The sequence below is a fragment of the Agrobacterium sp. CG674 genome, assembly GCF_053521645.1.
Map to the genome: position 1 here is coordinate 745,966 of NZ_JBNWDZ010000001.1, position 25,399 is coordinate 771,364.

At 58.0% G+C, this 25,399-nt stretch carries 28 protein-coding genes and 1 riboswitch; of the genes, 20 read left to right on the plus strand and 8 right to left on the minus strand.

Going from position 1 to position 25,399, the window contains the following annotated elements; translation table 11 throughout:
- Positions 1 to 79 precede the first annotated feature (79 nt).
- The 6 genes from ACQZ51_RS03550 (at position 80) to ACQZ51_RS03575 (ending at position 6,164) form a co-directional block, all read left to right on the plus strand.
- The gene (locus ACQZ51_RS03550; RefSeq protein WP_448775214.1) at positions 80 to 1,090 is read left to right on the plus strand and encodes a ligase-associated DNA damage response exonuclease; all 1,011 of its coding nucleotides are present in this window, start codon (positions 80 to 82) and stop codon (positions 1,088 to 1,090) included.
- 4 nt (positions 1,091 to 1,094) lie between these two features.
- Positions 1,095 to 2,720, plus strand: a complete 1,626-nt coding sequence (locus tag ACQZ51_RS03555) for a cisplatin damage response ATP-dependent DNA ligase (protein ID WP_448775216.1) — start codon at positions 1,095 to 1,097, stop codon at positions 2,718 to 2,720.
- A 92-nt stretch (positions 2,721 to 2,812) separates the two neighbouring features.
- Positions 2,813 to 3,757, plus strand: coding sequence for an alpha/beta hydrolase family protein (locus ACQZ51_RS03560; RefSeq protein WP_448775217.1), 945 nt, complete (start codon positions 2,813 to 2,815; stop codon positions 3,755 to 3,757).
- An 88-nt stretch (positions 3,758 to 3,845) separates the two neighbouring features.
- The gene (locus ACQZ51_RS03565) at positions 3,846 to 4,736 is read left to right on the plus strand and encodes a L,D-transpeptidase (RefSeq protein ID WP_448775218.1); all 891 of its coding nucleotides are present in this window, start codon (positions 3,846 to 3,848) and stop codon (positions 4,734 to 4,736) included.
- A 192-nt stretch (positions 4,737 to 4,928) separates the two neighbouring features.
- On the plus strand, positions 4,929 to 5,666 hold the full coding sequence (locus ACQZ51_RS03570) for a L,D-transpeptidase (RefSeq protein WP_448775220.1): 738 nt from the start codon (positions 4,929 to 4,931) through the stop codon (positions 5,664 to 5,666).
- A 159-nt stretch (positions 5,667 to 5,825) separates the two neighbouring features.
- A complete protein-coding gene (locus ACQZ51_RS03575) occupies positions 5,826 to 6,164 on the plus strand; it encodes an NINE protein (protein WP_448775763.1) in 339 nt (112 codons plus the stop codon).
- A gap of 20 nt (positions 6,165 to 6,184) precedes the next feature.
- Here ACQZ51_RS03575 and ACQZ51_RS03580 read toward each other — a convergent pair whose 3' ends face one another.
- Complete coding sequence (locus ACQZ51_RS03580; RefSeq protein WP_448775222.1) at positions 6,185 to 6,643, minus strand: MarR family winged helix-turn-helix transcriptional regulator; 459 nt, start codon at positions 6,641 to 6,643, stop codon at positions 6,185 to 6,187.
- A 194-nt stretch (positions 6,644 to 6,837) separates the two neighbouring features.
- On the opposite strand from ACQZ51_RS03580, the gene ACQZ51_RS03585 reads away from it, so the two are divergent.
- Complete coding sequence (locus ACQZ51_RS03585) at positions 6,838 to 7,260, plus strand: organic hydroperoxide resistance protein (RefSeq protein WP_042618244.1); 423 nt, start codon at positions 6,838 to 6,840, stop codon at positions 7,258 to 7,260.
- A gap of 91 nt (positions 7,261 to 7,351) precedes the next feature.
- Here the strand turns inward: ACQZ51_RS03585 and ACQZ51_RS03590 are convergent, their stop codons facing one another.
- Positions 7,352 to 8,917, minus strand: a complete 1,566-nt coding sequence (locus ACQZ51_RS03590) for a helicase HerA-like C-terminal domain-containing protein (RefSeq protein WP_448775224.1) — start codon at positions 8,915 to 8,917, stop codon at positions 7,352 to 7,354.
- Positions 8,918 to 9,128: 211 nt separating this feature from the next.
- Between ACQZ51_RS03590 and ACQZ51_RS03595 the strand changes: the two genes are divergently transcribed.
- Positions 9,129 to 9,521: a DUF937 domain-containing protein gene (locus ACQZ51_RS03595; RefSeq protein ID WP_042618249.1), complete on the plus strand. Its 393-nt coding sequence runs from the start codon at positions 9,129 to 9,131 to the stop codon at positions 9,519 to 9,521.
- 10 nt (positions 9,522 to 9,531) lie between these two features.
- Here the strand turns inward: ACQZ51_RS03595 and ACQZ51_RS03600 are convergent, their stop codons facing one another.
- Complete coding sequence (locus tag ACQZ51_RS03600) at positions 9,532 to 9,960, minus strand: winged helix-turn-helix transcriptional regulator (protein WP_448775226.1); 429 nt, start codon at positions 9,958 to 9,960, stop codon at positions 9,532 to 9,534.
- Between the two features lie 103 nt (positions 9,961 to 10,063).
- Between ACQZ51_RS03600 and ACQZ51_RS03605 the strand changes: the two genes are divergently transcribed.
- Positions 10,064 to 10,822, plus strand: coding sequence for an SDR family oxidoreductase (locus tag ACQZ51_RS03605; protein WP_448775227.1), 759 nt, complete (start codon positions 10,064 to 10,066; stop codon positions 10,820 to 10,822).
- Positions 10,823 to 10,877: 55 nt separating this feature from the next.
- Here the strand turns inward: ACQZ51_RS03605 and ACQZ51_RS03610 are convergent, their stop codons facing one another.
- Positions 10,878 to 11,705, minus strand: a complete 828-nt coding sequence (locus ACQZ51_RS03610) for an aldo/keto reductase (protein WP_448775229.1) — start codon at positions 11,703 to 11,705, stop codon at positions 10,878 to 10,880.
- Between the two features lie 161 nt (positions 11,706 to 11,866).
- On the minus strand, positions 11,867 to 13,159 hold the full coding sequence (locus tag ACQZ51_RS03615) for a TadE/TadG family type IV pilus assembly protein (protein ID WP_448775230.1): 1,293 nt from the start codon (positions 13,157 to 13,159) through the stop codon (positions 11,867 to 11,869).
- A gap of 393 nt (positions 13,160 to 13,552) precedes the next feature.
- Between ACQZ51_RS03615 and ACQZ51_RS03620 the strand changes: the two genes are divergently transcribed.
- Positions 13,553 to 14,440 (plus strand): branched-chain amino acid aminotransferase, encoded by an 888-nt coding sequence (locus ACQZ51_RS03620; RefSeq protein WP_448775231.1) that lies wholly within the window; start codon positions 13,553 to 13,555, stop codon positions 14,438 to 14,440.
- Positions 14,441 to 14,484: 44 nt separating this feature from the next.
- Here ACQZ51_RS03620 and ACQZ51_RS03625 read toward each other — a convergent pair whose 3' ends face one another.
- Positions 14,485 to 15,384, minus strand: coding sequence for a LysR family transcriptional regulator ArgP (locus tag ACQZ51_RS03625; RefSeq protein WP_448775232.1), 900 nt, complete (start codon positions 15,382 to 15,384; stop codon positions 14,485 to 14,487).
- Between the two features lie 89 nt (positions 15,385 to 15,473).
- On the opposite strand from ACQZ51_RS03625, the gene ACQZ51_RS03630 reads away from it, so the two are divergent.
- The 10 genes from ACQZ51_RS03630 (at position 15,474) to ACQZ51_RS03675 (ending at position 22,471) form a co-directional block, all read left to right on the plus strand.
- Positions 15,474 to 16,082, plus strand: coding sequence for a LysE/ArgO family amino acid transporter (locus ACQZ51_RS03630; protein WP_448775234.1), 609 nt, complete (start codon positions 15,474 to 15,476; stop codon positions 16,080 to 16,082).
- Between the two features lie 69 nt (positions 16,083 to 16,151).
- A complete protein-coding gene (locus ACQZ51_RS03635; RefSeq protein ID WP_448775236.1) occupies positions 16,152 to 16,706 on the plus strand; it encodes an N-acetyltransferase family protein in 555 nt (184 codons plus the stop codon).
- A 202-nt stretch (positions 16,707 to 16,908) separates the two neighbouring features.
- Positions 16,909 to 17,511 carry a superoxide dismutase gene (locus ACQZ51_RS03640; RefSeq protein ID WP_042618259.1) on the plus strand — a complete coding sequence of 201 codons (603 nt, stop codon included), beginning with the start codon at positions 16,909 to 16,911 and terminating at the stop codon, positions 17,509 to 17,511.
- A 96-nt stretch (positions 17,512 to 17,607) separates the two neighbouring features.
- Complete coding sequence (locus ACQZ51_RS03645; RefSeq protein WP_448775238.1) at positions 17,608 to 18,453, plus strand: metallophosphoesterase; 846 nt, start codon at positions 17,608 to 17,610, stop codon at positions 18,451 to 18,453.
- A gap of 139 nt (positions 18,454 to 18,592) precedes the next feature.
- Positions 18,593 to 19,228, plus strand: coding sequence for a LysE family translocator (locus tag ACQZ51_RS03650; protein ID WP_448775241.1), 636 nt, complete (start codon positions 18,593 to 18,595; stop codon positions 19,226 to 19,228).
- A gap of 161 nt (positions 19,229 to 19,389) precedes the next feature.
- Positions 19,390 to 19,821: a c-type cytochrome gene (locus ACQZ51_RS03655; RefSeq protein WP_448775764.1), complete on the plus strand. Its 432-nt coding sequence runs from the start codon at positions 19,390 to 19,392 to the stop codon at positions 19,819 to 19,821.
- Between the two features lie 69 nt (positions 19,822 to 19,890).
- Positions 19,891 to 20,808 (plus strand): c-type cytochrome, encoded by a 918-nt coding sequence (locus ACQZ51_RS03660; protein WP_448775243.1) that lies wholly within the window; start codon positions 19,891 to 19,893, stop codon positions 20,806 to 20,808.
- Positions 20,809 to 20,837: 29 nt separating this feature from the next.
- Positions 20,838 to 21,093: riboswitch (cobalamin riboswitch) on the plus strand.
- 152 nt (positions 21,094 to 21,245) lie between these two features.
- Positions 21,246 to 21,428, plus strand: a complete 183-nt coding sequence (locus ACQZ51_RS03665; RefSeq protein ID WP_042618264.1) for a CbtB domain-containing protein — start codon at positions 21,246 to 21,248, stop codon at positions 21,426 to 21,428.
- Positions 21,429 to 21,441: 13 nt separating this feature from the next.
- Positions 21,442 to 22,155 carry a CbtA family protein gene (locus ACQZ51_RS03670; protein ID WP_448775245.1) on the plus strand — a complete coding sequence of 238 codons (714 nt, stop codon included), beginning with the start codon at positions 21,442 to 21,444 and terminating at the stop codon, positions 22,153 to 22,155.
- Position 22,156: 1 nt separating this feature from the next.
- A complete protein-coding gene (locus tag ACQZ51_RS03675) occupies positions 22,157 to 22,471 on the plus strand; it encodes a hypothetical protein (protein ID WP_448775247.1) in 315 nt (104 codons plus the stop codon).
- Here the strand turns inward: ACQZ51_RS03675 and ACQZ51_RS03680 are convergent.
- Together ACQZ51_RS03680 and ACQZ51_RS03685 are read right to left on the minus strand one after the other, a co-directional pair.
- On the minus strand, positions 22,468 to 23,034 hold the full coding sequence (locus ACQZ51_RS03680) for a type 1 glutamine amidotransferase family protein (protein WP_448775249.1): 567 nt from the start codon (positions 23,032 to 23,034) through the stop codon (positions 22,468 to 22,470). The two genes, ACQZ51_RS03675 and ACQZ51_RS03680, sit on opposite strands and share 4 nt — an antisense overlap.
- A gap of 177 nt (positions 23,035 to 23,211) precedes the next feature.
- Positions 23,212 to 25,116: a methyl-accepting chemotaxis protein gene (locus ACQZ51_RS03685; RefSeq protein WP_448775766.1), complete on the minus strand. Its 1,905-nt coding sequence runs from the start codon at positions 25,114 to 25,116 to the stop codon at positions 23,212 to 23,214.
- Between the last annotated feature and the right edge of the window lie 283 nt (positions 25,117 to 25,399).

Consider the following 25,399-nt stretch of genomic DNA (forward strand, 5'->3'; position numbering starts at 1 on the left):
GCCGCGAGAAACATGATGGGTGGGGAACGTGTTGGGCAACCACGCGTTTTCACCCGTCACACCGCAACAGATGGCCCCCATGAAGCCTGACAAACTGCTCTATCCCACGCCGAAAGGCCTCTATTGCCCGGTTGGTGATTTTTATGTGGACCCCGTGCGGCCAGTGCCGCGGGCCCTGATCACCCATGGTCACTCGGACCACGCAAGGGCGGGCCACGAAAAGGTTCTGGCAACGCGCCAGACGCTGGATATCATGCGCATCCGCTACGGCGAGGATTTCACCGGTAGCGAACAGGCAATTGATTTCGGCGAGACGGTTGACGTCAACGGCGTGACCGTAGGCTTTCATCCGGCTGGTCATGTTCTGGGCTCGGCGCAGATTTCCATTGAGCATGGCGGTATCAGGATTGTCGCATCAGGCGATTACAAGCGTGGGATCGACCCCACCTGTGCGCCTTTCGAAGCGGTGCCTTGCGATGTCTTCATCACCGAAGCGACCTTCGGCCTGCCGGTGTTCCACCATCCAAAGCCCGCTCACGAAATCGCCAAGCTTCTGACGTCGATCCGGCAATTTCCCGAACGCACCCATCTCGTCGGCGCGTATTCCCTGGGCAAGGCGCAGCGAGTGCTGAGGCTTCTGCGCGACAATGGGTACAGCGAACCCGTCTATATCCACGGCGCGCTGGCCAAGCTGTGCGATTACTATATGTCGCAGGGCATACAGCTGGGCGATCTGCGTCCCGCCACGCTTGAGAAAAGCAACCCGGAACAGTTCAAGGGCGCCATTGTCGTCGGGCCGCCCTCGGCCTTTCAGGAAAAATGGGCGCGTCGCTTCAACGAGCCGCTGATTTCGTTTGCGTCCGGCTGGATGATGGTGCGCCAGCGCGCCAAGCAGGGCGGGGTGGAATTGCCACTGGTCATCTCAGACCATTGCGACTGGCCGGAACTGCTGGAAACGATCAAGGAAGTTGCACCCTCCGAAGTCTGGGTGACCCATGGGCGCGAGGAGGCGCTGGTGCGCTGGTGCGAGTTGCAGGGCATTCCGGCCCGCCCGCTGCATCTGGTGGGTTACGAGGATGAGGGGGATTGATGGCATGAAAGCCTTTGCAAACCTACTCGACCGTCTTGTCCTTACCCCGTCGCGCAACGGTAAGCTCAAGCTGCTGTCCGATTATTTCCGCGATGCGCCGGACCCCGACCGGGGCTACGGCCTTGCCGCCATTGCTGGCACGCTCGACCTGAAAAGCGTCAAGCCAGCCATGCTGCGCGAGCTGGTGCTGGAACGCATGGACGACGTACTGTTTCGCTATTCCTATGATTATGTCGGCGATCTTGCCGAGACGATCTCGCTTGTCTGGGATACCAGCCAGCCAGAGGACCGGCCTGCCATCGAAGACCCAGGCCTTGGCGAAATCGTCACGCTGATGAATTCGCTGGGGCGAACGGAAGTGCGCCCCGCCGTGCGTGATCTTCTGGATAGGCTGGAGCCGTCTTCTCGCTTTGCCTTCCTGAAACTGGTCACTGGCGGCCTGCGCATCGGCGTTTCCGCGCGTCTTGCAAGACAGGCGCTGGCAGATTTCGGTGGTCGCGATATTACCGAAATCGAAACGCTGTGGCATGGGCTGGAGCCACCCTACGAGCCGCTATTTGCATGGCTGGAAGGCAAATCCGAGCGGCCGGTGCTGGCCACGCCAGCTATCTTCCACTCCGTCATGCTTTCCACGCCCGTCGGCGATAACGACCTGCAAAACCTTGATCCGAAAGACTTTGTTGCGGAATGGAAGTGGGATGGCATTCGCGTGCAGCTTTCCCGTTCGGGTGATACGCGCAAGCTTTACTCCCGGTCCGGCGATGACATATCCGGCGCTTTCCCTGACATTCTCGAGCGCATCGATTTCGAAGGCGTTGTCGATGGCGAGTTGCTGATTGGCGGCACGGCCCGTTCCAATCTCGCGACCCGCACCTTCTCCGATCTGCAGCAGCGCCTAAACCGCAAAACGGTGAATGCCCGCATGCTGGAGGAGTACCCGGCGTTTCTTCGCGCCTATGATGTTCTGTTTGACGGCGAAGAGGATGTTCGCGGCGAGGTGTTTCTCAAGCGCCGTGAGATATTGACGGGCATGATCGAAGACGCGCCGCATGATCGCTTCGATCTGTCGCCTCTGGTGCCGTTTTCCAGTTGGGATGAGCTGGAAACCCTGCGCAAGGCGCCACCTGATCCTGTCATCGAAGGGGTGATGATCAAGCGCAAGGACAGCCTTTATCAGGCGGGCCGCGCCAAGGGGCCGTGGTTCAAATGGAAGCGCGATCCCTTCAACATTGATGCGGTGATGATGTATGCCCAGCGCGGCCACGGCAAACGCTCCAGCTACTATTCGGATTTCACCTTCGGCGTCTGGTCGGAAACAGAGGAGGGCGAGCAACTTGTGCCCGTCGGCAAGGCCTATTTCGGTTTTACCGATGCGGAATTGGAGGTGCTGGACAAGTTCGTGCGCGACAACACGGTGGAGCGTTTCGGCCCGGTGCGTGCCGTTCGCGCCACGCCGCAATTCGGTTTTGTGCTGGAAGTGGCGTTCGAAGGCATCAACCGTTCCAATCGCCATAAATCCGGCGTAGCCATGCGCTTTCCTCGAATCGCCAGATTGCGCGCGGACAAACTGCCATCGGAGGCGGATCGCCTGTCCACGCTGATGGCAATGATTGACGATAAATCGGCTTAAGCTTTCTTGCGCATTCGCAAAACAGTGAATGGACAATTCAATCACTTAGTGGTGAAATTAACGTGCGCTTAATACAATTTCGGACCTCTCATATGGCAGAGAAACCCTCGTCCTCCGGTGCCTTCACTGAGCCGCGCCTCACACGACGCCACCTTCTGGCAGGTGCAGCCGGTCTTGTCGCCGCGTCTTCGCTGCCGCCGCCCGCCCATGCCAACCTGTCCATTCCCGAAGTTCTTCCGCTTGCGCGGGAAGATTATGCCAAGGCGCGCACGCAGTTTCACACGCATCTGCTGCGCAAGATCGCAGCACCTGAAAAATCCACACCGCTCGGAACGCCGCCGGGTGCCACCCGCGTGACCTATCCCGGTGGACCCAACGGCTCCATCGAGCTGGTGGCATGGCTTTCGCAATACGAGCCCAGCAAGACGCTGAAGCCAGCCGTGCTGTTTCTCCATGGCGGCAACGCCACGGGCGATGGGCACTGGGCGCTGATGAAGCCCTATTGGGAAGCAGGTTTCGTGGTTCTCTTGCCATCGTTTAGAGGTGAAAACGGCCAACAGGGCTATTATTCCGGCTTTTACGACGAGACCTCAGATGCGTTGGCCGCGGCATCCTATCTGGAAAACTTGGCCGGAGTGGACCGTAACAGGCTGTTCCTCGCGGGTCATTCCAATGGTGGCACCCTGTCGCTGCTGGCATCGATGACGCGGAAATTCCGGGCATCCGTTCCCATCTCCGCAGGCGTCAACTCATGGCGATACTTCAACCGATATTCTGATGAAATATGCTTCGATGATCGCAACGAGGAAGAGTTCATCATGCGCTCTTCCGTCTGTTTCGGCCCAAGCCTCAAATGCCCGACCTTGCTTTTGCGCGGCACGGAGGAACGCCCTTTCGACGCCGACCACAAGCTTTTGATGGAGCGGGCGCGGTTTGCAGGCATGCCCATCGATAACATGCTGCTGCCCGGCAACCATAATGGCGTGGTCCCCGGTGCCGTTGTCGAGAGTATTCGCTTCTTCAATCAGTTCGCCTGATGGGTGCTATAACCGCCTATGCCTCCAGCTTCGCGCCAGCCGGGTAGGGCAGTGTCGTGGAAACGATGTCTCCCTGTGAAGCGGTTCCATGACACTACACTTGAAAACCTGCCGTCGCCTTGTGTCTTTTGCGGTGATTGCGCTCATGCCGCTTTTGAGCGGCTGCCTGTTCATCACCGACACCAGCCGCATGAACCCTGACGTGTTCGTGCAGGAAACGGCGCCGGTCTTCAATTACAACAATGTCGGCTCCATTCCGCGCCCGCCGTTGCCGCCAACGCCCGGCTCCATCAACAGTCGTCCGCCGCAACTCTTCCAGTCGCAGTTCCAGCAACTGTATGGTCCGCCATCCACCGCAAAGCCCACGGGTTCTGGTCTCACACCTGGCTATAGCAACCAGACGCGTGGTTACGGCCTGCCGGTATCCAACCCTTTGCACCGCGTAATGTATGACCAGATCAGCGATGACGGCCATACATTGCCCGCCATTCCCTATTCGCGTGTCGATCCCCGCTTTCTGCGTCAGGACGTGGACTACCAGACGGCGGAAGCGCCGGGCACGATCGTGGTCGATACCAAGCAGCATTTCCTCTATCTCGTGCAGCCGGGCGGCAAGGCCGTGCGCTATGGCGTGGGGCTTGGCCGCGATGGCTATGCATGGGCCGGTCGCGGCAAGATACAGTGGAAAGCGAAATGGCCGCGCTGGACGCCGCCAAATGAGATGGTGGAACGACAACCGGAATTGGCGTCTGTCTCGGCTGCCAATGGCGGCATGATCCCCGGTCTCAACAATCCGCTCGGTGCCCGGGCGCTTTACATTTTCAAGGATGGCAAGGACACGCTGTACCGGGTGCATGGCACGCCGGACTGGCAATCCGTGGGCAAGGCCACCTCATCCGGCTGCGTGCGCATGCTCAATCAGGATGTTGTCGATCTCTATGATCGTGTGCCGCAGGGCGCGCCGATTGTGGTTATCTGATCACGCACCCCAGGAAAGCTCGTCTCCAGGGTCAGTGTTGCACTAGCGCCACTGCCCGTTAGTTATGTATTAACTACTATACTAATAGGTGAGATGTCGTGGAACAAACGACGTACAGCGAGATTGATGGGTGATTCCGCAAACCCGCGTAACATCCGCCCCCGATCGCTTCGATGTGAGAAAAACGGCCTTATGATGAGCACCGACACAGACTTTTCCAGACGTACCTTCCTTTCCCTCCTTGGCCTTTCCTCCGCATCGCTTCTGGCAGGTTGCGCGTCGTCAGGCTTTAGGCCTTCAAACGGTGCCGAGCCCGGTAGCCTTGCAGGCAGCATTGCGGGCGATTTCCGCTCGATGTTTGCAGGCGGCATGTCCGATTCCGAACTGGCCGTCATGTACGGCACGGTGGAAGATGGCGGCTATGTCATCCCTGCCATTCCCTACCAGAATATCGACCGTCGCTATTATCGCCAGCGCGTTGTCGATCCAACCGGCGAGCCAGCCGGCACCGTGGTTGTCGATACGCGTTCGCGCTTCCTCTACGTCGTCGAGCCCGGCGGTTCCGCCATGCGCTACGGCGTCGGCATTGGCCGTGAAGGCTTCGCCTGGTCGGGCGAGGGCGTCATCCAGTGGCGTCAGAAGTGGCCAAAATGGACGCCGCCAGACGAGATGGTTGCCCGTCAGCCAGAGCTGGTCAAATTCTCCGCCAGAAATGGCGGCATGCCACCGGGCCTCAAAAACCCTCTCGGCGCCCGCGCGCTTTACATCTTCCAGAACGGCAAGGACACGCTGTACCGCCTGCACGGCTCTCCCGAATGGAGCTCCATCGGCAAAGCCGTATCATCTGGCTGCGTGCGCCTCATGAACCAGGACGTCATCGACCTCTACGACCGCGTACCGAACAAGGCGCGCGTGGTGGTTTGGCAGTAAGGCGATCATACGAGGACAAAAGAAGCCCAGACAAAACATCAACTGTCTGGGCTTTTTTCTTGCAAAGACGGCCTTTAATTCAATTTTTGATTGATATTTTCTTTTTCGGCACGATAATTGCTCCTGCGAACACGTCTGGAGAATGCATCATTGGTCAATGTGCCAAAAATTTCCCGAAGCGCTGCTACCAGTTCCAATCAAGAGCCGTATTGGACGAAGCTTCCCGACCGCAAGATCACATGGGTTGCCTATCTTCTTCTTTTAATGGGCGGCGGCGGATTGCTAGGATTCCACCGCTTCTATCTCGGCTATAAGAGATCGGCAAAATTGCAACTCGCGCTGGGCGTGACAGTTTTTCTGTTGCCATTTTTCGCGAGCAGAAATCTTGTCACTGAAGCGCTGTTTTACGCCGCTCTCGTTTGGTATTTCGTAGACATCTTTTTGGTACCTAAGATGGTACGCGAGGCCAATAGTACTCTCGTTGGGGATGGCCACTGATGCAAGTTGCCTGTTAAGAGTTACGAGGATCCGCCGGGATTCTCAAGGCTATCCTTCAGCGCATTCAAACGATCCCTGATCTCCCCCAACTCGTCCAGGCTACACCCGGTTGCCTCGCCAATGGCGCGCATCACGTCGGCTGCCCTGGTTTTCATCTCCATGCCTTCAGGCGTCAGCGCAATCATCACCTGCCGTTCATCCACCGTGCCGCGTTTGCGCGTAATCAGGCCAGCCTGTTCCAGCCGCTTGAGCAGGGGAGAGAGTGTGCCGGAGTCCAGTCCCAGCATTTCGCCCAGCACCTTCACTGTTGCGGTCTCTTTTTCCCAGAGCGCCATTAGAACCAGATATTGCGGATAGGTGAGCCCCAGAGGCTCGAGCAGGGGCTTATAAGCCCGATTGAATGCATGGGACGCGCCATACAGCGCAAAACATATTTGCATGTCGAGCCTCAAAAGGCCTTCCATCGTTCCATCATTCATATCAGGGCTCCAAAATGCGGCTGCGTAGGGAACAATTTATCCCGTCACTCGGTTCCTGCACCATGCACATCGCAACGCAATCTCCGCATCACCTATCGCAGAAACAGAAAAAATCCTCAATGTGCAAAATTATATTGCGCACAATTAAATTGTGGTATATGTAATCTTCAACATTCACACCAAGGAGCAGTGACATGGCAATTCTCTACACAACAAAAGCATCAGCAACAGGCGGCCGCGCTGGCAATGCAAAGTCTGAGGATGGCGTTCTGGACGTTACGCTGACCGTTCCCAAGGAGCTGGGTGGCGATGGCGCAACCGGAACCAACCCTGAGCAGCTCTTTGCTGCCGGCTACTCCGCCTGCTTCCTCGGCGCGTTGAAGAACGTGGCTGGCAAGGAAAAGGTCAAGATTCCAGAAGACACAAGCGTCACAGCAACGGTCGGCATCGGCCCACGCGAAGACGGCACCGGCTTCGGCATCGAAGTGTCGCTGCAGGTCAACATTCCCGGCCTCGACAAGGACACGGCTGAAGACCTGGTGAAGAAGGCGCACATCGTTTGCCCTTACTCCCACGCCATGCGGACCTCCACTGAGGTTCCAGTTTCTGTCGCCTGATCGCGTCCCCCGTCATCAAGCGATAGTGGAAGGGCTGGCCGAAAGGTCAGCCCTTTTTCGTGTGGTCATGCATATGTCTGCGGGTCTGATCTTACCGCCGCAAGCTGCCCAGAAGACCGCGCACCAAGGCACGTCCGACAGAGCTTGCAACCGTGCGGGCGGCACTCTTCATGGCCGCTTCGATAACCGTTTCCCGCTGGTAGCCGCCAGCCTTGCGTTTGACACCTGACGTGGAGGCCTGTGTTGGCTCTTCATCGCCAAAGCCGGGCAGTTTCCAGCGACCGGCAGCGCTGTCTGCCGGTTGGTTGGCTTCTTCTTCGGCAGCGCGTTTGGCGGCTTCCGCCTCGGCTGCCTTCTGGGCGCGTGCGGCCAGCAGCTCGAAGGCCGACTCGCGGTCCAGATCTTCGTCATAGAGACCCGCAACCGGGCTCGTGCTCATGATAGTGCGGCGCTCGTCATCCGTTACGGGGCCGACACGGCCTGATGGTGGACGCACCAGCGTGCGCTCCACGATGGACGGCGCACCCTTGTCGCCCAGCGTGGAAACAAGCGCCTCGCCGGTGCCGAGCGTGGTGATGGCATCTGCCGTGCTGAAGGCCGGGTTCTGGCGGAATGTATCGGCAGCCGTCTTCACGGCCTTCTGCTCGCGCGGCGTATAGGCCCGCAGCGCGTGCTGAACACGGTTGCCAAGCTGGGCCAGCACCGTTTCCGGCACGTCCAGCGGGTTCTGCGTGACGAAATAAACGCCGACACCCTTGGAGCGGATCAGGCGCACGACCTGTTCCACGCGCTCCACCAGGACGCGGGGCGCATCGTTGAACAGAAGATGCGCTTCATCGAAGAAGAAGACCAGCTTCGGCTTGGTCGGATCGCCCACTTCCGGCAGCTCCTCAAAGAGTTCAGACAGCATCCAGAGCAGGAATGTGCCGTAGAGGCGCGGGTTCATCATCAGCTTGTCGGCTGCAAGAACGGAAATCGTGCCGCGCCCGTCGGATGTGGTGCGCATGATATCGGAAATCTTCAGCGCCGGTTCGCCGAAGAAGTGCTCGGCACCCTGCTGTTCCAGCACCAGTAAGCCACGCTGAAGCGAGCCTACGGAGGATTTGGAAACCAGCCCGAACTGGTTGGAAAGCTCTGTCGCATGCTCACCCATATAGTTGAGCAATGCCTGTAAATCCTTGAGATCCAAGAGCGGCAGGCCGCCCTGATCGGCGATCTTGAAAGCGATGTTCAGCACACCTTCCTGGGCTTCCGAAGCATCCATGAGGCGTGCCAGCAATAGCGGCCCCATTTCGGCAATGGTGGTGCGCACGCGGTGGCCTTTTTCGCCATAGAGATCCCAGAAGATGACGGGGAATTGCTCGAAGGTAAGGTCGCTAAAGCCGATCTGCTCGGCGCGCTTCGTCACCCATTCCTTGGCTTCGCCTTTCGCCGCAATGCCGGACAGATCGCCCTTCACATCGGCGCAGAAAACCGGAACGCCAGCCTTGGCAAAGCCTTCTGCCAGAACCTGCAGGGACACGGTCTTGCCGGTGCCGGTTGCGCCGGTGATGAGGCCGTGGCGGTTGCCGAATCGTAAGTCCAGATATTCGCCCTTGTTCAGGCTGTCATCGGCGTTCCGGCTGGTGCCGATGTAGAGCTTTCCATCCTGCAACATCAGGCATATTCCTCCCGTTATCAGGGCATGGGTGCCCTTTATCCAATCTTTGCAATATTCTTATATGAACTGGCTGCGGGCTCAACAACTGTTTGATAAGCTTGTGGAAGCGATGGCAAACTTGGCCCCGCCTTCATTTCCAGCCTTGTGCCCAAACGTCAGTTGTTTTACGTTGACGTTAACGTCATTTATTCGTTTCCGGAGGAACACTATGAGCGAAATCGTAACCCAGGTTGCCGACAAAGTTGGTATCGAACATGACAAGGCCGAAAAAGCACTTGGCATGATGCTGGGCTTCCTTCAGCGCGAAGCTGACGATGCACCTGTTGCACGGATGATCGAAGCCATTCCCGGCGCGCCTGATCTCGTGGCCCGCTTCAATGGCGAAGGCAAGGGCGGCGGCGGTTTGCTGGGCGGCCTGATGAGCGCCATTGGCGGCGGCGGCATCATGGGTCTCGGTCAGCAGCTGATGAGCCAAGGCCTCGGCATGGGCGAGATTTCGGCGCTGGCGAAGGAAACCATCGCCATTGCCCGCCAGCACGCAGGCGATGAAACCGTGGATCAGGTTATTGCATCTGTTCCGGGCCTCAGCCAGTTTGCCTGATTGAAACGCTCTAGATTGCCGGGCGTGGAGGGCGTTCAAAGAAAGCTTTTCGCGCCCTTTCTACGTCGGCATGGTTCTGTTCCGCCCAGACCCAAACGCCGCAAAACGCGCTGCCGAGGCTCGTGCCCAGTGCCGTTAGACTGTAATCCACATGCGGTGGAATAACGGGGTGGACGACGCGGCGCACAAGCCCGTCGCACTCCATCTGTCTAAGGGTCTTGGTCAGCATCTTCTGGCTGATGCCGTCCACATGGTGGCCGATTTGCGTGAAGCGCAAGGTGCCACGCTCTTCCAGCACTTCCATAATGAGCATCGTCCACTTGTCGGCCACCTTGGCGATAATGTCGCGCACCAGCGCCTCGATCACGGGATCGAACGTCTCGGGCGGAGGGTCTTTGAGCCGCTCTTCGATGGCTTCATCGGCCATATGCCTTTTCATGCCGACGCTCTCCTTAGGGTGCGTATAAATCTTTCAGGTGCCTACTGTCTTTGAGAAAGCCTTCTACCTACTCTTTGCACCAGCAACAAGGAAGGATACTCCCATGCAAGTTACAGGCAACACGATCCTCATCACGGGCGGCGGCACCGGCATTGGCCGGGCGCTGGCGCAGGCATTTCACGCGCTGGGAAACCAGGTCATCATCTCAGGCCGTCGCGCCGAGGTCTTGCAGGAGGTGGCTGCTGCCAACCCGGGCATGGCATGGGCCACCATGGATGCGGGCGATGCGGCTGGCATTCGCGCCTTTGCCGATAAGCTCATTGCTGACCACCCCAACCTCAATGCGGTCATCAACAACGCCGGCATCATGAAGAATGAGGACATTACCGCAGCGCCTGATTATCTCGACGTTGCCGAGGAAACGATCACCACCAACCTGCTGGCACCGATCCGCCTCACGGCAGCATTGCTTTCGCATTTCCTGAAGCAACCGCGTGCAGCGGTGCTGACGGTATCATCCGGTCTTGCCTTCGTGCCCATGGTGGCGACACCCACCTATAGCGCCACGAAATCCGCCATTCACGCTTATTCCATGGCCATCCGCGGGCAGTTGAAAGACACTTCCGTTGATGTCATCGAGATCGTGCCGCCATATGTGCAGACGACACTGCAAGGCGAGCATCAGGCAACCGACGAACGCGCCATGCCGCTGGACGCCTATATTTCCGAGGTGATGGATATTCTAACCAACCAGCCGGATGCGACGGAAGTGGTTGTCGAGCAATGCAAGCCACTTCGTTTTGCCGCACAGAACGGCAACATCGATCAGGTGTTCGCAATGGTGAACGGCCTGCATTCTTAAAAGGAAGAGGGCTGGGTACGTTGTCCCAGCCCTCGCTTCCGAATTTGGCTAAAGCCTACTTGTCCCACTCCGGCGCCAGATGGCCGGGATTGACGATGCGGCCATCCGCCTTTGCCAGTGCAAAGACAGCCTGCATCTCGTCGCTTGAAAGTTCGAAATCGAAGATATCGTAGTTTTCCTGCAAGCGGCTTTCGGTCGCCGTCTTGGAAAGCGCGATGAGATCAGGCTGCTGCACGGCCCAGCGCAGTGCCACCTGAGCGGCGGTCTTGCCGTGTTTCGCGCCGATATCCTTCAGAACGGCATCGCCGGGCACCTTGCCATCCGCCATCAGATAATAGGCGGTGATGGAAATGCCATGTTTGCGGGCGGCTTCGATGACCTTCGTCTGGTCGAGATACGGGTGATACTCGATCTGGTTGTTGGCAATGGGCGCGTCAGACAGTTCGACGGCCTCATCCATCAGCGCGACATTGAAATTGGAAATGCCGATATTGCGAACCTTTCCGGCCTTGTGAACCTCGTTCAGCGCGCCGATGCGCTCGGCCAGCGGCACATCGCTCTTTGGCCAGTGCAGGAGCAGAAGGTCGACATAATCAGTCTTGAGCTTCGTTAGGCTTTCATCCACGGATTTGATGAAATCATCGTGGCGGTACTGATCGACCCAGACCTTTGTCGTCAGGAAAATATCGCCGCGGGCAATACCGGACTTGGAGATGACATCACCAACCGACGCCTCGTTCTTGTAGATCTGGGCAGTATCGACATGGCGGAAGCCCAGCTTCAATGCCTGGGGAAGAATGAGTTGGACATCTTCATCCGGCATACGGAAGGTACCGAAGCCGAGCGCTGGAATATGGGCGCCATTGGCGGTTACTGTGTGCATGAAATTTCTCCCGTGTGAATTCTGCCCTGCAAGACGCAGGGCGGGAATGGCATGGGAATAAGTGGGGCGGATGAGATTTGGTTCAAGCAGCGTGGCTGGTTTAAAGCCGTTATCTGCCGGTTGGCACCCTTTCACAGGGTCCCAACCGGAGAGTTTTCAACTCAACTCGTGAGGCGCGGGGAGGTAATGATCCGCTTGAAAAGGGCGGCCATGGCGTCGCTGATGCCCTCCGTCGGGCTCACTTCGAAATAGAGGCCGGGCGTTGCGCATTCTTCCATACGGGTGCTGATCTGCGACTGGAAAGGATTGATCCAGGTGTTGTACCAGTCATCCTCCGGCAGGGGCAGATAGGTGGTGTAGAGCACCGCGATTCTGTAACCCTTTTCCTTCAACGCCGTGCAGAAACGCGTGTCGATTGGCTCTTGGCAGCGCCCATTATTGACCTTCTTGGTGCAGCTGGTCGGCTTGTTGCTGTCACCCACGCCGTCGGATACGAAGAACACCACCTTGTCCGGCGAGGCAGAGCTTGTTCCATTACCGACAGTTCCCATCTTGGTGCCAAGCGCGGTCAGCGTCTTGTCGAAGTCCGTCAACTGGCTTTCGGCATTTTTCTTGGAAAGCGCAGACATCAGGTCAATGGTCGCGGCTTTCTTTTTGGCATTTGCCAGATTGGTCGTGAGGGGCACGACCTCTGTCAGCTCGGCATCCTGCGCCTTCTCGCCGAATGTATAGACTGCCATGCGGTATTGATCGCTGGTCTTGCGCAGTGATGTCGCCGTGTCCATCAGCGCGGCGGTGGCCTGTGCCACCACATTGATGCGCGTGGTCACGCCGAGTTTCTTGGCAAGGTGGTAATAGCTGTTCTGGTCATCGACGCCGTCTATGCTGACCACGTGACAGGCAAAGGCGCATTTGTCCTTGGTATTGTCCACCATCTTCTTCACATCTGCGGGCGTCGCGCCAACGCCCATGGAAGGCGTGTTGTCCAGCAGCAGATAGAAATCGCTGTAGGTTTCAGTCTCGTATTTTGCTGTTGCCTTGCCTCCCACGGTCATGAATGTCTTGCCAAGAATGCGTGCGAGCGATGTCTGGACGGTAGCTTCAAAGCTCACGCGGGATTGCACGACATTGCCGACTTTCTCAACGACGACGTCCACGCTCTCGACCTGAAAATCGTCGCGGCCAACGGCATCAGCTTCGAAAAAGCTCAGCGCCTCACCATTGGGAATGACGATTTTACCATCGCCCTTCATCTTGCGGGCGGCCTCGACTTCCTTCGAGGATTTCGCCACTGCTGCGAGCGCCGCCGCATCGGCTGCGTTCTGCAAATCTTGCTTCACCACCATTGCCTGGCTGATATCCAGCGCAACGCCTGCCGCTCCAAACATGGGAACAGCCAAAAGCGCCGTCAGAATACCGAAATTACCTGCCTTGTCGTGCCAGAAATTACGCACGTTCTACCCTCTCGCTCTATAATCGTGGCAAGAATAGATGGGCGGAATTGAAAACACGTTGCTGGATATAAATAATATATCGTGAATATTTAACGTCAATTACTTAAGTAAAGCATACGAAATTTAGCTTATATAAATTCAGAGTAGCTATTTCTTCACGGTAAAGACGAACAGCCTTGGAAGGCGCAGCAGACGTCGCCCAAGTCGCAGGTCAGACGCTTTTCATCACAAAATCTGATGGGTTGATCGATGCAGTTTGCACGTCGCGCAATAAAAACCCTCTACGAGACTGGTTTTCTGTAACTTTCCATCAAAATCCCAAATCGACCGTTTTTAATCTTGACGCAAAAGGTCGAGAGGCATTCATTCCCGCCATTGCATAAGGAGAACATCATGTCCGTCGATACATCGCCCCGTTCCCCCACCTGGACCTATGTCGATGGTCAATGGCTTCCCGGCAACCCTCCTTTGATCGGACCGACATCGCATGCCATGTGGCTTGCATCGACGGTGTTTGATGGTGCGCGCTGGTTCAACGGTCTGGCACCGGATCTTGACCTGCACTGCCAGCGCGTCAACCGCTCTGCCGTCAGCATGGGCATGAAGCCGACCTTTACGCCGGAAGAGATTGCCGCACTCGCCTTGGAAGGCGTTGCGAAATTCGATGGCAATGTCGCCATCTACATCAAACCGATGTATTGGGCCGAACACGGCATGCCCGGCAGCATCGTGGCACCGGATGCGTCATCCACGCGCTTTGCGCTGTGCCTGTTCGAAGCACCGATGGATGCGGGCGCACCGGTTACACTGACCGTGTCGTCCTTCCGCCGCCCATCGCCGGAAACGGCCATGACGGATGCAAAGGCTGGCAGCCTTTATCCCAATAGCGGCCGCGCTATTCTCGAAGCCCGTTCGCGTGGTTTCAGCGGCGCGTTGATGCTGGATATGAACGGCAATGTTGCCGAAACGTCCTCGGCCAATGTCTTCATGGTCAAGGACGGCGTGGTCTGCACGCCCGTTCCGAACCGCACCTTCCTTGCCGGCATTACCCGCACCCGCGTCATGAGCCTTCTGCGCCAAGCCGGTTTCGAGGTGCGCGAAGCAACGCTCTCCGTGCAGGATTTCCGCGAGGCAGACGAAATCTTCTGCTCCGGCAACTATTCCAAGGTGTCACCGGTGACGAAGCTCGATGAGCGTGAATTGCAGCCCGGACCGGTCACGCGCAAGGCGCTGGATCTCTATATGGAATGGGCGGCAGATCTGGGTGCGCACTCCGAGTAAACCGTGACTATCAGGGCGAGGGGCTAATCCCCTCGCTCTCCCGTTTACTGCACCAGAACCCTTCGCGCTCCATCCATGATGGCTTGTGTCAAAGGCTTCAACTGGTCCGCTGCCAGCCGGTTGACCTGCCAGTAGAGCGGAATATCCAGCGGCGTTTCGGGCACCAGTTCCACCAGCCTGCCGGATGCGAGATGATCTTTCACCAGAAGATGCGGGTTCATGCCCCACCCCATGCCCAGAAGTGCTGCATCCACAAAGGCTTGCGTGGAGGGTAGCCAGTGGGTGGGGTAGACGAGGTCAGCGCCGAACTGTTGCGCGACCCATGTCAGTTGCAGCCGGTCTTTCTGGCTGAAGGTGAGTGCAGGCGCTTCCGATAAACGGGCTTTCGTCACGCCACCGTCAAAATACCTTTTCATGAAATCTGGACTTGCGGTGGCGTGGTAGCGCAGAGCGCCGAGAGGCACCACGCGGCATCCCTGCACCGGCTTCTCCAGGCTGGTCACCGCCGCCAGCACCCGGCCGCGTTGTAGCCAGTCTGCGGTGTGGTCCTGATCATCAACGGCGATATTCAGCAGGTAATTCGAATCGGTGGCAAAGCCCGAGATCGCATTCACAAACCATGTGCCAAGGCTGTCGGCATTGGTGGCTATGTGCAGCGTCACGCGCTGGCCCGGCTCATCCGGCGCAATGAGGGCCGGAAGCTGGTCGAAAAGCTCCATCTCCAGCATGCCCACATGCTCCATGTGGCGGCAGACCCATTCGCCTTTTTCAGTTGCCGTGCAGGGTTGGCCGCGCAGGATGAGAACCGCGCCAAGCCGTTCCTCCAGCTGCTTGACCCTTTGGGAGATGGCCGAGGGGGTGACGCGCAGCGCCAGCGCCGCTTTTTCGAAGCTGCCGGTCTGCACCACCATGGCCACTGCGCGAAACGCCGCATAATCGAGCATGAAATTAGCCTGACTTAATCACGATTAGAAACATTAATTAGATTAATTCAGAAGCTACGACTATCCAAGCGCCGAACGGGGACAGGACAATGGATTTTTCGACATATCTGACGGGCTTTACGATGGGGCTGACTTTGATTGTCGCCATCGGTGCGCAAAACGCTTTCGTGTTGCGGCAGGGGCTGCGCGGAGAGCACGTACTGGCCGTGGTCGCCACCTGCGCCATATCGGAGGCCATTCTGGTCACTGTGGGCGTTGCGGCTTTCGGCCAGATTGCAGCTGTGATGCCGGGGCTGGAACCCGCCATGCGCTATGCCGGTGCCGCCTTTCTGTTCTGGTACGGCGCAAAGAACCTGCAATCGGCGCTGGGTGCGTCCAGTGTTCTCATCGCCGCATCCGGCAAGGTCACGCCGCTAGCGCCCACACTCGTCACCTGCCTTGCGCTGACATGGCTCAACCCGCATGTCTATCTCGATACGGTTGTCTTGCTCGGCAGCATATCCATCCAGTTTCCGGGCGCGAAAGCATCCTTCGGGGCGGGTGCCGTCACCGCCTCATTCGTGTTCTTTTCAACGCTTGGCTTCGGTGCGCGCTGGCTGCGTCCGCTCTTTGCCAACCCAAGAGCATGGCGCATTCTGGAAGGCGTCATCGCGCTGACCATGTGGCTCATCGCCATCAAGCTGTTGACCGGCGGATAGGACTCGAAATAACAATTTTTAGGCGCTTACGAACTGTGCACATTCCATAATCGATTTTCAGGACCTGTCATGCCATCGCAGCTTAAACCCACCGTCACCATCCGCCCCGGCGAAGAGGGTGATCTGGTCACCATTACCGAGATTTACCGCCACGCCGTGCTGCACGGCACCGCCAGTTTCGAAATCGAGCCGCCATCATTGGAGACGATGCGCGAGCGCCGACAGGCTTTGGTCACCGGCGGCTTTCCTTATCTGGTGGCGGAAGTGGAGGGCGCGGTTGCGGGCTATGCCTATGCGGGCCTGCACCGGGCTCGCCCAGCCTATGGCGCGACAGTTGAGGATTCCATCTATGTCGATCCGGAGCGCAAGGGCCTCGGCATTGGCAAGGCGCTGCTTTTGGCCCTGATCGAAGACGCGACAGCCCGTGGCTTCCGCCAGATGGTTGCCGTGGTGGGCGATTCGGACAATGCCGCCTCCATCGGCGTTCATCGCGCCGCAGGGTTCGATATGGTCGGCACGCTGAAATCGGTTGGCTGGAAACACGGTCGCTGGCTGGACATCGTGCTCATGCAGCGCCCGCTGGGCGAGGCTGATACGACCCCGCGTTTCAAGCCAGCGGTGTGAGGCGCAGGTCCGCCGAACGGATTTTCCTCAAACGGTACGCAAGGTCCGGCACGGGGGGTGTGAAGCCATGGCGATGAGAGGAATTTTCTCCGTTACCGGAACATTTTGATATTTCGCAGGTTGCCTCTCGGGGCGTCCGCTCCTATGGTCCGCGCACCAGGTTTCTAGGAGCGGTCACGCCGCTGCAACAAGGAGTAACACCATGGCCTTCGAACTTCCCGCACTGCCTTACGATTACGATGCGCTTTCGCCTTATATGTCTCGCGAAACACTTGAGCTGCACCACGACAAGCACCACAAGGCTTATGTGGATAACGGCAACAAGCTCGCGGCTGAAGCCGGTCTCGCAGATCTTTCGCTGGAAGAAGTGGTCAAGAAGTCCTTCGGCACGCATGCTGGCCTGTTCAACAACGCTGCCCAGCATTACAACCACGTCCATTTCTGGAAGTGGATGAAGAAGGATGGCGGCGGCAACAAGCTGCCAGGCAAGCTGGAGCAGGCAATCACGTCTGATCTCGGCGGCTACGACAAGTTCAAGGCAGATTTCATTGCCGCTGGCACCACGCAGTTCGGCTCCGGCTGGGCATGGCTGTCTGTCAAGAACGGCAAGCTTGAAATTTCCAAGACTCCAAACGGCGAAAACCCGCTGGTTCACGGCGCAGAGCCTATTCTCGGCGTCGACGTGTGGGAACACTCCTACTATGTCGATTACAAGAACCTGCGTCCGAAGTACCTCGAAGCTTTCGTCGATAATCTCATCAACTGGGATTACGTTCTGGAGCGCTTCGAAGCTGCTTCCAAGTAAGACTTGAGACATACCTAAAAACAGACACCCGGCCTTGCGCCGGGTGTTTTCGTTTTGTCATATGGGTGTCATTGCCCCGGCCTATGCGGGGGCATCATGACAGACAAAACCGCACCGCTCTTCTCCTTCGGCATCGTCGCCGATCCGCAATATGCCGATATCCCGCCGCGCCCGGAAATGGGCCGCTATTATGCCGAGAGCCCGGCCAAGCTTTCACAGGCCATCGAGGTCTTCAACGCCCATGATCTCGCCTTCGTCGTCACGCTCGGCGATATCATCGATCGCGGCTGGGAGAATTTCGACGCCATCCTCGCGCCCTATGGCAAGCTCAGGCACCGCTCCGTGTTGTTGCCGGGAAATCATGACTTCGCGGTCGCGCCGGAATATCTGGCGCAGGTGCATGAGCGGCTCGGAATGTCGTCGCCATGGTATGATTTCGTGGTTGGTTATGTTCGCTTCGTGGTGCTGGATGGCAGCGATGTCAGCACATTCGCCCCACCACTAGGGGATGCCCGCCGCGATCTCGCAGCGCAACGGCTGGAAGGCTTGAAACAGGCCGGTGCCATCAACGCCCATGACTGGAACGGCTCGTTCAGCGACACACAACTGGCTTGGCTGGGACAGACGCTTGCGGCGGCGGATGCTGCCGGTGAGACAGCAATCCTCTTCTGCCATTATCCGCTCTACCCGCAAAATGCCCATAATATGTGGGATGCGCCTGATATTCTGGTGCTGCTCGCGGCGCACCCAAGTGCAAAGGCATGGTTCTGCGGTCACAATCACGTCGGCAATTATGCCAGCCTCGGCCACACGCATTTCCTGAATTTCAAGGGCATGGTGGATACGCCTGACGAAAACACCTTCGCCATTGCCGATGTCTACGGGGATCGCATCGATATCAGGGGTTTTGGCCGCGAAGAAAGCCGCACGCTGACGTTCTGAAGAGGGTGCGAAAACCCATCGTCAGCGAGATGATTTCACCACACATATTCATTTGATATTCCCCGGGAAAGCGGCTGATATCCGCGTCATATCGCTCATCTATTTTTTGACGAATGCCGTATTTTCAGGAATATTCGATATGTCTTATTCAGAAAACCTTTGGCTCTATTTCTCGCTCCTGTTCGGCATTATCATCTTGCCCGGCATCGATATGTTGCTGGTTCTGGCAAGCTCTCTAACGGGCGGACGCAAGGCGGGACTTGCCGCCACATCGGGGATCATGGCGGGCGGGGTGGTGCATTCGCTGTATGGCGCCGTTGGCGTCGGGCTTCTGGCCAGCCTCATGCCCGTTCTGTTCACGCCGCTGATGATCTTCGGCGCGGCCTATATGATCTGGGTCGGCATCGGCCTCATGCGCAGCTCCATCGTGGTGGAGGGGGATGAGGTCAGTGCCAGCGCATCCGCCCGCCGTGCGTTTCAGCGTGGCGTCGTTACATGCCTTTCCAACCCCAAGGCCTATCTCTTCATGATGGCGGTCTACCCGCAATTCCTGAAGCCGATTTACGGTCCTGTCTGGATACAGGGCGTCATCATGGGGCTGATGACAGCGGGCACGCAGCTTGCCGTTTATGGTACCCTGGCGCTGACGGCGGGCAAAAGCCGGGACTTGCTGGTGTCTTCACCGCATATCACCATTATCATCGGTCGCGCTGCGGGTCTGCTGCTGGTTGTGGTTGCCGGATTTACCCTCTGGGAAGCTCTTGCTTCCGGGTGATATGCGCCTGATAATGCTTCAAAAAAATCACTGCAATGTGACTTCTTTTTGCCATGTGGAACAGGCATCTTCGCCTTCGTGCGTCGCGCTGTTTTGCCGCAGGGATTACGTGACGACACGCAAGCATTCACCCGCCGATGTGCGGACCCAGGAGAGACATGATGAAGCTTAGAACGATTGCCGCATCCATTATGATAGGCTGTCTTTGCGCCGGTGCGGTTTCCGCAGCCGGCGAGGTCGAAAAGCGCGAAGGCTTGATGAAGGGTATCGGCGGTGCCATGGGCGCGCTGGGTGCCATCGCCAAGGGCGAAAAGCCCTATGACGCGGAAACCGTCAAAACCGCTGTCACCACCATCAGCGCCAATGCCAAGGCTTTCCCGGATCAGTTCCCTGCAGGTTCTGAAGGTGGCTCTGCTTCCCCGGCCATCTGGCAGAACTTCGCAGACTTCAAGGCGAAGTCCGATAAGCTGGCCTCGGATGCAGACATGGTTCTGGCACAGCTGCCAGCAGATCAGGCCAGCGTCGGTGCAGCGTTGAAGACGCTGGGTGCCGATTGCAGCAGCTGCCATCAGGCTTACCGCGTCAAGAAGTAATCAGCCCATCGGTCCGCCGGTCTTCGGCGGGCCTTTTTCATGATATCCATTTAAGAAGCGGAAACGGCAATGGCGTCCATTTGGGCAAAGCTGGCGGGCGGTGCTGTTGTTGCCGGGGTCGTCGGGTTCGGAATTTTCATGGGCGTCACCGCGCCTGAGCGCCAGGCACCCAGCCATTGGGCCAACCTTGGCGAACCCAATCTTGCCAATGGCGAGACATTGTTCTGGGCCGGCGGCTGCGCAAGCTGTCACGCCGCCCCTGATGCGACGGGAGATGCGCTGAAGACGCTGGCCGGTGGGCAGGCGCTGCCAAGCCCGTTCGGGACGTTCCACGTGCCCAACATCTCGCCGGATCCGCAGCACGGCATCGGCGCTTGGACGCTCGCACAATTTGGCGATGCCATGACGCGGGGCGTGGGCAAGGATGGCGAACATCTCTATCCGTCCTTCCCCTATAATTCCTATGCGCGGATGACGCCGCAGGATATCAACGACCTCTTCGCCTACCTGAAATCCCTGCCTGCCAGCACCAATGATGCCCCCGGCCACGATCTGCCATTTCCCTTCAACATCCGGCTTGTTCTTGGCGGCTGGAAGTTCCTGTATTTCGATAAGGGCGAACCACGCGTCGAGATTGCCAATGCCAATGCGCAGGTCGTTCGTGGTCAATATCTGGTGGAAGGCCCCGGCCATTGCGGCGAGTGCCACACCCCGCGTGATGCGCTGGGCGGCTTCATGAAGGGCCAATGGCTTGCTGGCGGACCCAATCCAGAAGGCGAGGGGCGCATTCCCGATATTCGCCCGGAATCGCAAACCATCGGCTCATGGAGTGAAGCGGATATCGCCAACTATCTGGAAACCGGCTTCACGCCTGATTTCGATAGCGCCGGTGGCTCCATGGTCAAGGTCCAGCAGAATATGGCCCGTCTTCCCGCTGAAGACCGCCAGGCCATTGCGGCCTATCTCAAGGCACTGCCCGCTCCCTGAGAAGCCATTGACTCCTCAACCCGTCCGCAGGATAACGGTTGTGTGATGGTCTTTCCGGTTCGCCCGGAAAGTGAAAAGGGAACACGATAGGAGCCTCAAGCTTTGATTCGTGGCTGCCCCCGCAACTGTGAGCGGATAGCCTGAAAACGTATTGCCACTGGTCTGGCGCATCGGCACGAAATTCTCCGGGATTTCGTAAAGCACGATGCGAAACAAAGGACCGGGAAGGTGTTTTCAAGGTTGTGACCCGCGAGCCAGGAGACCTGCCATCACGTGAAGTGTCGTCAATGCCGGCGGGGTGTCCGGAACAGCACGGTTTTCAGGTCGGGATATTCCCGCCTTCAAGACCCTGTGTCTCTTTTCCCCGTGGTGAATGTTGAATGCGGTTCTGTGGCGTTTGATCAGAAATGCGCCCACCCGCACGTGAAAGGGTCACCATGTCTATCCACCAGAATACGGCGGCAAGCGCCGTCTCATCCTCAACATCAAGACTTGCGCAATCGCTAACTGCAGCCTTGCTCGGCCTGTTCATCGTGGGCTTTGTCGGCTTTTCGCAGGTCGAAGCCGTGCACAATGCCGCGCATGATACGCGCCACGCCAACGCCTTCCCTTGCCATTGAGGGGAGGAAGATCATGCCGTTTTTCCGTAACATCGTCTTCACCGCCGTTCTGGTGGGCTTGATTGCCGGTCTGGCCGTCAGCGCCATGCAGGCCATCGGCACCACGCCGCTCATACTTCAGGCCGAAACTTTTGAGAGCGGCGGCGCAGAGGTCGCGCATGTCCACACCCATGAGGCGGGCGCACCCGCAGATCATCACCACGATCCAGAAGCGTGGGCACCCGCCGATGGCTTCGAGCGCAATGCCTACACCATCGCCGCCAATGTGCTGACTGCCATCGGCTATGCACTGGTGCTGACGGCTTTGATTTCGCTGCGCAATTCCGCAGGCGGCTGGCGGGAAGGGCTGCTCTGGGGTCTCGCCGGTTTTGCCGCCGTCATGCTCGCTCCTGCCATCGGCCTGCCGCCTGAACTGCCGGGTAGCCCCGCCGCAGAGCTGGGCGCACGGCAGATGTGGTGGGTGGGAACCGTCGCTGCCACGGCGGGTGGTCTGGCACTGCTTGCCTTCAAACGGGCGGAACCGTGGGCTGCCATTTTGGCTATTGCGTTGATTGCCGCGCCGCACATTCTCGGCGCGCCTTTGCCGCCAGAGGGTGAACACGCGCTGGCACCTCTGCCGCTGGAGCGCCGCTTCATCGTTCTGGCAACCGTGACCAGCTTCGTGTTCTGGATCATCTTGGGAACCCTGAGCGGCCATCTTCTCAAGCGTTTCGACGTTGCGAGATAGTATGGAAACCGCAAGCGAATGGAGCGACGGGCTCGATGCCTTGCGTTTTTCCGTTCCCGGCCATGGCGCACCCTGCGCCATGCACCGGCTGGCCTTTAAGGCTTTGCTTGGCAAAGAGCCGCAAAGGGAAGCGTGTCTTCAGTTCTTTGCTGAGAACCGAGAGGCCTTTCTCAAGGCCGCATCAGCCAAGATCAGCAGCCTGAAACTTGCCGCCGATCGCAGCCTGCACATCAACAGCAGAGACGTCAGGCGTGCGATGACAGAAAATCAGCTTGAGGGGACGGCGCGGGCGTGTCGTGTTCTTGATCGACGCTAGAGATGTTCCGCCGCAAACCCGGCCATCTCGGCCTCCGCCTCCGGCCCCCAGAGATCGAGCACTTTCAATATTTCGCTCGCGAAACTCACAGGTGCGGTTCCAGGTGCCGTGATGATGCCTTGGTCGCTGACGGCTTGGGGCTGGTCGCGGTAGTGTTCGGCACCTTCGTAGGTGATGTAGGTGGAGTGTGATGCCACGGAATTTCCGGTATGGGCCACGTTGTTCAACACACCTGTTCCGGCAAGCGCACTCGCTGCTGCGCAAATGCCGGCCACCACACGGTGCTGGGCGCGAAATCGGTGCACGAGATCGGTAAAATCCGGTGCCATTTTCCGTTCCCAGATCAAGCCACCGGGAATGACCAGTGCGTGAACAGTCTCCGGGTCCAGCGCGTCATAAGCCATGTCAGGCACGATTTTCAGCCCACCCATGGAGATGAGGGGCGCACCATCGGGGGATGCGGTGACGATATCGACGCCCAGATAACCGCGAGCCATTGCCGTCAGAATAGCGGGCTCCCAATCGGCAAATTCCTCGGTCAGTGCCAAGGCGATACGGGGCATAGTCATCTCCTGCAATCATCGATGTTTGCTATGCTATCCGAAAAGCAGGTGAGCAAAAAGACTGAAACGAGAGAACGGTCTGACTGTGAGACCTCTTGAGGGCAATGGCTTAAGCTTTGCGCAACAAAAAACGCGGCATCAGATGCCGCGTTTTCTTTAGATCCAATGTTGTCCTGTTCAGGCTGCGGCGCGGTAGCGCTGGCCTGACTGACTGTTGCTTTCCAACCGGAAACGCTCAAGCTGGGCATGGAGCTGGCGCGCTTCATCGGCCAGAATCTGGCTGGCGGCCGTGGTTTCTTCCACCATTGCGGCGTTTTGCTGCGTCATCTGGTCCATATGGTTGACGGAGCTGTTGATCTCTCCGAGCGCCATGGATTGCTCCGCAGCGGCCCGCGCAATGGTCGTCACATGGTCATCGACGCGGTTGACGAGGTCTTCGATCTCTTTCAGCGCTTCCCCGGTCGATAGCACCAGCGATACGCCACCCTTGACTTCATCTGCCGAGGTGGTGATGAGGCCCTTGATTTCGCGGGCAGCATTTGCCGAGCGCTGGGCCAGTTCGCGAACTTCCTGTGCCACGACAGCAAAGCCACGACCCGCTTCACCGGCACGCGCAGCTTCAACACCGGCGTTCAGGGCAAGAAGGTTGGTCTGGAAGGCGATCTCGTCGATGACAGAGATGATCTGACCGATTTTCTGTGAGGATTGTTCGATCCGGCCCATGGCATCGATTGCGTTGCGGACGATGTTACCGGATTTGCCAGCACTGCTTTTCGTGTCGCGCACCATCTGCGTTGCTTCGTTGGCACGTGCGGTCGATGTTTTGACCGTGGTTGTGATCTCTTCCAGGGCTGCGGCGGTTTCTTCCAGTGAGGCCGCCTGCTGTTCGGTGCGTCGCGCAAGTTGATTGGCCGAAGCGGACAACTCGCCGGAGTTGTCGGTGATGGTTCCGGCCGCATGGCGGATGGTCTGCATTGTGCCGCGCAAGGTGGCCAGCGTCTGGTTGACGTTGGTTTGCAATTCGGCAAAGGCACCCTGATAGCTGCCACTCATTTCCTGGGTTAGGTCGGCTTCAGACAGGGCAGCAATAACGCGGCGAACTTCTGTAACACCCAGATCGACATTGATGACCAGTTCATTGACGCTTTCTGCAAAGGTCTGCAGGTCCGCGTCTTCATAGGTCTTGGCAATGCGCTTGGAAAAGTCGCCAGCCGCAGCCGCAGCAACGATGCCGCTGATCGAGGACTGCAAGTCTTTGCTCTGGGCGGTGAGGGCAGCTTCCTGCGCTTCCATTTCACGCATCTGCGTCTCATTGGCTCTGAAGACTTCGAGCGCGCGGGCCATTTCACCGATTTCGTCCTGACGTTCGACGCCGCCGATCGGGTCTTTCAAATCGCCCTTGGCAAGGCGGCTCATCCGCTCTGTGAGCAGGCGCACGGGACGCGAGATCCCACGTCCGCCGACAAACAGTCCGGCAAGCACACCGCCGCCAATCGAAACGACAGCGGTCGCAATCAGAACCACCATTGTCAGGCTGGACACGGAAAGAGCATGCGCGCGCGACGCTTTCAACTCTTCGCCGGAATAGGTGCTGTAAACCTTGACCGCAGCGGTAACGGCCTTCTGGCCTTCAAGACTGTCTGCAAGACCTGCCTTGAGCGCATCGGTTGTTATGGATGGGGTGGCCGTCAACTTCACCAGCACCCTGATTTTATCGAAATAGGCATTAAGCGCCACGCCGATATCGGCAAGCTGCTTCTTTTCAGTTGCATCGGCAGCCGAAGCGATCTTGGGAAGACGCTCCAGCATTTCCTTAGCGCGTTTCTCGGTTTCCGCTGCAAAGTCTGCAGATTTCTCGGGCGCCAGAACCAGCTGGTATGTCATGCGGCTGATCGCGATAATGTCGACACGCAGATCCATCGCCTCACGTGCAGCTTCTTCCTTGGTGCCGGTATCCTTCAAGGCAGTGCCGAGGGACATGAGGCCTTGCGTTCCGGCGATGGTGATTGCGAAGGCCGCAAGCCCCATGAGCGCAACCACCAGGCTAACCTTCTTCAAAATCGAAATATTGCTGATATTCATGTGGGATACCGGTTGGTTGAACTCTCCATCCTGGAAAGCGGCTACTGCCAACTGCGGCTTCATCCCACAGACATCTGAATTAGTTACACCTAAAACCTTTCTATAATATTGAAATGGCGGGGATATACTGCTTCTACAGAACAGCATTAAAGCCCAATGAATGCCTTGAACTTTGAATGCTCCGCGTTCTCATGCCGCAAAGCCGCGCCGGATAGGGTGGTGACCCTGTTCCGGCTGCTGGAAGGTCCATTGCAGAATGCGCGCTGAGGTAAGGCGGGCAGGC